General features: G+C 70.3%; 7 protein-coding genes. 4 read left to right on the forward strand and 3 right to left on the reverse strand.

Translation table 11 applies throughout. The features are described 5' to 3' along the window. The 3 genes from QMK34_RS46490 to QMK34_RS46500 form a co-directional block, all read right to left on the reverse strand. The coding region (locus tag QMK34_RS46490) for an HAD-IC family P-type ATPase (RefSeq protein WP_326421394.1) at window positions 1-1,260 on the reverse strand (1,260 nt) is incomplete at its 3' end. Next, complete coding sequence (locus tag QMK34_RS46495) at window positions 1,257-1,844, reverse strand: hypothetical protein (RefSeq protein WP_326421396.1); 588 nt, start codon at window positions 1,842-1,844, stop codon at window positions 1,257-1,259. The genes QMK34_RS46490 and QMK34_RS46495, both read right to left, overlap by 4 nt. A 17-nt stretch (window positions 1,845-1,861) precedes the next feature. Next, a complete protein-coding gene (locus QMK34_RS46500) occupies window positions 1,862-2,533 on the reverse strand; it encodes a CBS domain-containing protein (RefSeq protein WP_326421398.1) in 672 nt (223 codons plus the stop codon). Between the two features lie 207 nt (window positions 2,534-2,740). On the opposite strand from QMK34_RS46500, the gene QMK34_RS46505 reads away from it, so the two are divergent. The 4 genes from QMK34_RS46505 to QMK34_RS46520 form a co-directional block, all read left to right on the forward strand. Further along, on the forward strand, window positions 2,741-3,736 hold the full coding sequence (locus tag QMK34_RS46505; RefSeq protein WP_326421399.1) for an Acg family FMN-binding oxidoreductase: 996 nt from the start codon (window positions 2,741-2,743) through the stop codon (window positions 3,734-3,736). Between the two features lie 119 nt (window positions 3,737-3,855). Then, entirely contained in the window at window positions 3,856-4,470 is a 615-nt protein-coding gene (locus QMK34_RS46510; RefSeq protein ID WP_326421401.1) for a hypothetical protein, read from the forward strand. Next, window positions 4,467-4,925 (forward strand): hypothetical protein, encoded by a 459-nt coding sequence (locus tag QMK34_RS46515; RefSeq protein ID WP_326421402.1) that lies wholly within the window; start codon window positions 4,467-4,469, stop codon window positions 4,923-4,925. Before QMK34_RS46510 ends, QMK34_RS46515 begins: the two co-directional genes overlap by 4 nt. Then, window positions 4,922-6,492: cation-translocating P-type ATPase (locus QMK34_RS46520; protein WP_326421404.1), on the forward strand; the 1,571-nt coding region annotated here is incomplete at its 3' end. The genes QMK34_RS46515 and QMK34_RS46520, both read left to right, overlap by 4 nt.

Consider the following 6,492-nt stretch of genomic DNA (forward strand, 5'->3'; position numbering starts at 1 on the left):
GTGCACCCCGTCTTTGTCCACAAGGGAAGCACGGCGACGGTGTGCGTCGAACGGGTTCCTGGCGAGTGGGGCGGGCGGGGCGGGCACTTTCGCGCGGGCGGCGAGTACGTGCAGGGCGACTTCCATCGGGTCGCCGACGGCCGCCCACCTGCCGTCTTTGTGCTGCGCGCGGGAATCAGGGGAGCACCGTGCCGCGCTGTCCGCGACCGCGGACGTGAGGCGGACGACTTCGGCTGAGCCGGAGAGTGAGCCTTCGGGGTGGTAGCCGGTGCCGGACACCGTCGTGGAGCCGCCCGGCGTCCAGACGGTGACGACGGCCATTTCGTTGCGGGTCAGCGTTCCGGTCTTGTCCGTGCAGATGAACGTGGTGGCGCCCAGCGTCTCGACGGATTCCGGCCGCCGGACGAGCGCGTTGTGCTTCGCCATCTTCTGCACGGCTCTGGCCAGGGAGAGGGTGACGGTCGGCAGCAGCCCGTCAGGCACGAGCGCGACGGTCACCCCGATCGCGAACAGGAACCCTTCGTTGGGACTGAAACCAAGGAGCAGCGCCGTCCCGAAGAAGATGAGGCCGACCACGATCGCGACGATCGCGATCACCCGCACGACCCGATGCAGCTGGGTCGTCAACGGACTCCGCGGTCGTTTGGCCTGTTCCGTCACCGTCGCGATGCCGGCAAGCCGGGTGCGCGCGCCGGTGGCGGTCACGGTCGCGCTCCCATGCCCGTCCACCACGTAGGTCCCGGCGTGGATCGGTGTCCCGGCCGTACCGCGGACCGGTTTGCTTTCGCCGGTCAGCAAGGACTCGTTGACCGACAGCCTGGTCCCGGCCACGAGTTCGGCGTCGGCGCACACCCGGTCGCCCGCTTCGAGCACGATCACGTCGCCGACGACCAGGTCCGTGGCCTCGACAACCACGACCAGATCGTCTCGGCGCACGGTGGCCCGTGTCGGGATCAGGTCGCGTAGCCGGTCCGCGGCACGGTCTGCGCGGTATTCCTGGGCGAAGGAGAACCCGCCGTTGACCAGGACCACAACCGCGATGGCGATGGCGAGCACCGGCATGCCCGCGATGACCGCCAGGCCGGCTGCCACCCAGAGCATCAGGGCGAAGAACTGCACCATCTGCTTGAGCAGCATGCCCAGCGGATGCGGCTGCGCGGGTGGGGGGAGCTCGTTGCGGCCGTCCCGGCGCAGGATCGACGCCGCCTCGGCGCCGGTCAACCCGGTCGCCGCGGGGGCGACCGGGACGGCGGTGCTCATCGCAGCCAGCGGGTGCGGCCGGCGGCGAGGGTGTTCCAGCGGTGGCCGAGGCCCCAGACGGTTCCGGCGGCGGTCGCGGCGAGCACGATCAGCACGAGGGCGTAGATGAGGTGGTAGTCGATGAGCGGGTTGCTGGAGGAGCTCGGTCGGCCCGCGTCGGTGGTGCGGGCGAGCGGCCATTCGGCGATCCACATCAGGGCCATCATGATGGTGCCGGTGATGGCGGCGAGGCGCAGGCCGATGCCGAGGGTGACGGCGACGCCGAGGCCGAGCAGGCCGAGCATGAACAGCGAGTCGGCCCACCAGGTGCCAGCCCAGGCGTGCAGCATGCCGGAGAACGGGCCGACGTCGACGGAGCCGAGGAAGCCCTTGGTGGGGGAGCCGCCACTGAACCAGGCTTTGGCGGACGGCGTGGCGTAGCCCAGGCCGAAGGCCTTGTCGGCGAAGGCCCAGAGGAACAGCAGGCCGGTCGCGATCCGCAGGACCGCGAGTGCGCGCCCGGCGTACGTCGGATGTGGTGCCGCGGAATGCTGTGAGGGAACCGAAATGGACCTGTCGAGCTGGACTTCTTCGTGCACGGACATGATGTTTTCCTTCTGGGTCAGTAGGTGGCGGCGTGGAGGTTGTGGTCGTCCCAGACGAAGTCGAGCCGGTTGCGTACTTCGACGACGCCGGGGATCGCGGCGCTGAGCGTCCCGGCCCGGTCGGCGTCGCCGTGGCTTTCGAGCCTGCCGACGAGCGTGACGACGCCGTGTTCGACGGTCACCGTTGCCTGCCCTGCCGGGACGTCGAGGGCGCGGTCGAGCACGTGCTGCTCGATGTCCGCCTTGATCTGCGCGTCGGGGCGGCGGAAGGTTTTGAGCAGGTCGCGGCGGGAGACGACGCCCACGAGCGTGGTCCCGTCGACGACGAACAGCCGCCGGACGCCGGACTCGGCCATCCGGACCGCGGCGAGGGTCACCGGCGCGCTGGAGGAGATCGTCTGTACCGGGGTCGTCATCAGGTCAGCGGCGATCAGGCCGCGTGACTTGTCCCAGTCCTGCCGGGAAGCCGCGCTGGAGAACAAGCCCGGTCGTGTTTCACCGGTGCGGTGGCGAAGCCTGGCCAGCAGGTCGGCCTCCGACACCACGCCGATCGGTTTGCCGTGCCCGTCGATGACCGGGACCGCGCTGATCAGGCTGCCGGCGAGCAGTTCGTCGAGCTGCTTGTAGGACGCGTCGACGTTCACGGCGATCGGGTCCGGCGTCATCAGTTCGGAAACGTGCTCGTTCATCATGTCCTCCGGTTCGGGGTGTGGGCACAGCCTGGCGCTCGAGCGACCGGAGCACCGGTGCCATTGGTCCCCGATCCGCGGGACCTTCCGACGCGGCGCCTCGCCGAAATGCCTTTGGTCCCCCGGATCGGAGCCGTTCCGCACTGCCACCGCGCGGCGGGAGAGCCGAGGCTGGATGCGGGATTCGACGAGCACAAGGAGGCAGATATGGCTTCGCAGGTTGTTCCGGACGGGTGGTCCGCGGCCGAGACCCAGGTGCTGGCCGACGCGGTGATCCGCGCACCGTCGGTGCACAACATCCAGCCCTGGACGGTGCGGCTGGCCGGCCGCGACGTCCAGCTCCGTGAACGCGAGGACATCACGCTGCCGCATTTCGACCCGCACGGCCGGGACCGCACGCTCTCCTGCGGCGCGGCACTGGCCAACCTCGAACTGGCCGTGCGTGTCCTCGGCCGGGACGTCACGACCAGCCTGTACCCGGACCCGTCGCAACCGGACCTGGTCGCGACGGTCACCGCCGGTGCCCGGCGGGCACTGGGAACCGTGGATCTCCACCGCTACGGGGCGATTTCGCGACGGCGTAGCTACCGCCGGCCGTTCACCGGCGTCCTGGTCTCGGAGCACGAGGTGGCCGCGGTCGCCCAGGCGGGCACCACGTCAGAGGTGGGGGTGCTGCCGGTCCGCGGTGAACGCGACTCCGCCGCCGTCGCCGCCCTGCTGGTCACCGCGGCCCAGACGTCGAAGCGCGACCGTGGGTACCAGCGTGAGCTCGCACTGTGGACGATTCGTGACGACCGGTCCCATCGGCACGGCGTCGGGATCATCGCCGCCGACCTCACCGCCGGAGCGCTGCCGTGGGCGGGACTCGTCCGCTCGGCCACGGACGTCCCCCGGTGCGATGTTCTGCTGCGCAGGCTTGAGCAGGAGGGGCTACTGGTTTTCCACACTCCTGGTGACTCACCGGCCGATCACCTCCGCGCCGGGTACGCACTGCAGTCCGCCTGGCTCACCGCGGTCGATGCCGGTCTCGTCGCGTCGGTCCTCACCCAGCCGCTGCACGATCCCGGCATCCGATCGGCGATGGCGCGAAGCCTCGGCCTCCCGGGCTACCCGCAGGTGCTCATGCGCGTCGGGCACTCCCTGGGTACTCCCGCGCCGGCGAGCCTCCGCCGGGCGACCGGCGAGGTCCTCGTGCGGCCATGACCACGAAAATGCCGCCCGGTGAGCCCGCGTCGCGCTTTTCCGGGTGAGGTCCCTTTGTCGCCGGATAAAGTGACTTCGGACCCTGGGCCAGCGCCAGGGATGGCGAAGACGATGAACGGATGACGACGTCCGAGATCGCCCGTGACCCTGCTGTGGGTGCCCCGCTGCTGATCGACACCCTCATGCCCGCCGGCGAGGTGACCGTCGTGGCGCACTTGGTGGTCGCGGCCGATCCGGCGACCACTTACCGGGCGGCCCGCAGCCTCGATCTCCTGACTGTGCGGAGCCCGCTGATCTCCGTCGCCATGTGGCTGCGCGGCCTGCCTTCCCGGCTCGGCCGGTCCCCGGCCGTCACCCCGGCGAGGCTGGTTGTCGGCGACGGGATCGGGATGCCCGGCTGGGGTCTGCTGGGTGAACGACCGGACCGGGAGATCGTGTTCGGGGCGGTGGGCAGGTTCTGGAGTCCCGACATCGTCTGGTGTGACGTCCCCGCCGTCGAATTCACCGGGTTCGCCGAGCCCGGCTGGGGCAAGATCGCCGCCAACTTCTCCGTGTTGCCCTACGGCGAGAGCTCGACGCTGCTCAGCTACGAGTGCCGGACCTCGACCACCGACGCAGTTTCCTGGCGGCGGTTCGCCCGGTACTGGTGGCTCATCCGGCCGTTTGTCGGTCTCGTGCTGCGGGCCTCGCTGCGAACGATCCGGATCGACGCCGAAAAGCAGCCGGTCCGATGAACAGCATGAACAGGCCGGACGAGTTCTTCCTGGGCCAGGTGGACCTGGAGCCGAACGCGGTGCAGAGCGACCAGCCAGCGACCCGCACGCGGATCGTGCGGTCGGCGGCCGCGGTCCTGCTGACCGCGCACGGCGTCGTGCACCTGCTGGGCGTGCCGCTGCAGTGGAAGCTCGCCGAACTCGGCGACCTACGTTACGCGGACGCGTATCCCGCCCCGGGCACCCCCGCGGGGATCGTGGCCGGGGCGCTGTGGTTGCTGGCCGGGGTGTTGTTCTTCGCCGGTGCCGCACTGGTGGTTCGCGGTGACGGGCGTTGGCGGACGGTGGTGTTGCTCGCGGCCGCCGTCTTGTCCCCGCTCGTGATCGCCAACGCTTCGACCGCGATGGGCGGTGTCGTCGTCGACGCGGCCCTCGTCATCGCGTGCCTCGTCACCCGTCGGCGCCGGCCTTGGTGACGTTGGACGACCCGGCGAAGCCGCGGCACGCCCCTGACCCGGCGCTGGGGGTGTCGGCGGCCGGTGCGCTGCCCGCCGACGAGGTGCTGAGCAGACTCGCCGTGGATGGGCACGGCCTCTCCCTTGCCGACGCCGCCGCGAGACTGGCCCGGTTCGGGCCCAACGCGGTCGCGTCGCATCGAACCCGGTTCTTCGTGGTCCTGTGGCACCAGCTGCGTTCGGCGTTGCTCGGCCTCCTGCTCGCCGCGGCTTTCGCATCGTATCTGGTGGGGGAGCGCAGTGACGCGATCATCATCGCCGTGATCGTGGCGTTGTCGGTCGGCCTGGGCTTCGTCAACGAGTACCGCGCGGAGAAGGCCGCTGAGGCGCTGCACTCGCAGATCCACCACCGCACGCTCGTCCTGCGTGACGGACGGCTGCGGACGATCGACGTCGTCGGGCTGGTGCCGGGCGATGTGGTCGATCTGCGGCTCGGTGACATCGTGCCCGCCGACCTCAGGCTGCTGTCCGTGGTCGCGCTCGAATGTGACGAATCGGTGCTCACGGGTGAGTCCGGCCCGGTAGAGAAGTCGACGTCGCCGGTCGGAGCCGGCGCGGCGCTCGCGGAGCTGACCGGCTGCGCGCTGATGGGCACCGTGGTGCACGCGGGTTCCGGTCGTGGCGTGGTGGTCGCCACCGGCGCGCGGACCGAATTCGGACGGATCGCGACCGGCCTCGACACGCAGCAGACCGAGACCGGTTTCCAGACCGGACTCCGCCGTTTCTCGATGCTCCTGGTCTACGTCGCCGGTGCGCTCACCGTGACGATCTTCGCGATCAACGTGGCGCTGGACCGGCCGATCATCGACGCCCTGTTGTTCTCACTGGCGATCGCCGTGGGAATCACCCCGCAGCTGCTGCCCGCCGTCGTCTCGGTCAGCCTCGCCGCCGGTTCGAAGCGGATGGCGCGGCGTCACGTGCTGGTCAAACGGCTGGTGTGCATCGAGGACCTCGGTGACGTCGACACCCTGTTCACCGACAAGACCGGCACCCTGACCCACGGCCACCTGAGCTTCATGCGCACGATCCCGGCTGGTGCCGGTGATCCGTTGCGGAGCGGTCTGCTGTGTACCGAAGCCGACACCGACGACGGCCACGCGATCGGGGGCAACGCCCTCGACCTGGCGCTCTGGGAGTCTCCGGCGGCGGCCGGGCACAGGGCGGCGTCAGCGGGCTGGCGTCGACTCGCGCTTCTGCCCTTCGACCACGACCGGCGCAGGGTCTCCACGCTGGTCAGCGGCCCCGATGGCACGCGAACCCTGATCGCCAAGGGCGCACCGGAATCCGTCCTGCCGCGTTGCCTCGACGTCCCGGCGACAGCCACGACGGCACTGGCCGCGGAGTTCGCCGCCGGAAATCGCGTCGTCGCCGTTGCGAGCAGGCCCGCTCCCGGCCTTGACGCGATTACCGTCGATGACGAGCGCGATCTGACGTTGCTCGGCTTCCTGGTCTTCCTCGACCCGCCGAAACCTGATGCCGCACAGGCACTTGAGCGGCTCGCCCGGCTCGGGATCACGGTCAAGATCGT

This window comes from Amycolatopsis sp. H20-H5 (assembly GCF_035828755.1).
Classification (GTDB): Bacteria; Actinomycetota; Actinomycetes; order Mycobacteriales; family Pseudonocardiaceae; genus Amycolatopsis.